This window comes from Streptomyces niveus (assembly GCF_001723055.1).
GTDB classification, from domain to species: Bacteria; Actinomycetota; Actinomycetes; order Streptomycetales; family Streptomycetaceae; genus Streptomyces; species Streptomyces niveus.
Map to the genome: position 1 here is coordinate 1 of NZ_MDCR01000492.1, position 718 is coordinate 718.

The following is a 718-nucleotide window of genomic DNA, read 5'->3' on the forward strand; positions in this document are numbered from 1 at the left end:
CGGGCCGTCGAAGGTGCCGGTGGCCAGGCGCATGGCGCCGAAGCCGAGCCGGTTGATGGTCAGGTCTCCGCCCAGGGAGAAGGTCTTGGTCGTCATAGAACCCATGGTGCGGGCGGCTGCGACGTCCGGCGAGCGGGTGGCAGCTTGGTGCCAGACTGAGGAGATGCGGAACGAACACGTGTTTTCGGTACGAGGGGACGCGGAGCTGGTCGCGCGGGCCGGGCATCTCTTCGAATCCGCGGAGAGCGAGTTCGTGTGCGCCGCGCGGGACCTCAGGACGTGGTCGCAGCCGGCGGCGAGGCAGGCGGTCCGGGCCCGGATGAGCGGGGCGTACGCCCCCGGCTTCACGACCCGCAAACTGCTCAGCCCGGTCGCCCTCGCCGACGAGGAGGCGCGGGCCCACCTGCGGCAGGTGCGGGGCGCGGGGGCGCTCGTACGGATCAGCGGCTCGCGGCTGCCGCACGAGACGATCCTGATCGACCGCCGGGTGATGATCCTGGCCGGCCGTGAGACCTCCGCCGGCCGCGAGTACACGGTGACGACGTCCCCGACCCTGGTCGACGGCGTCCACTCGATGTTCCGCGCACTCTGGGACACGGCCGCCGAGGTGTCCGTGCGGCCCGATGCCAGCTCGGTGAGGATCGCTCGGGACCGCGCGTCGAGGTGGGGGACGTCGCCGCGCAGGTAGGTTTCGAGGTCGGCGGCCGTGTCCCAGAGT

1 protein-coding gene and 1 pseudogene are annotated in these 718 nt (G+C 72.0%); one reads left to right on the forward strand and one right to left on the reverse strand.

From position 1 onward, the window contains the following. Positions 1-96, reverse strand: a pseudogene (locus BHU15_RS41905) (aldo/keto reductase); the annotation flags it as partial. A 67-nt stretch (positions 97-163) separates the two neighbouring features. Here BHU15_RS41905 and BHU15_RS36695 point away from each other — a divergent pair. Next, positions 164-688: a hypothetical protein gene (locus BHU15_RS36695; protein WP_255293305.1), complete on the forward strand. Its 525-nt coding sequence runs from the start codon at positions 164-166 to the stop codon at positions 686-688. The last annotated feature ends 30 nt before the right edge of the window (positions 689-718 follow it).

Excerpts from the sequence above, each read along its gene's own strand:
- BHU15_RS36695 (WP_255293305.1), top strand. The coding sequence starts at position 164 with ATGCGGAACGAACACGTGTTTTCGGTACGAGGGGACGCGGAGCTGGTC.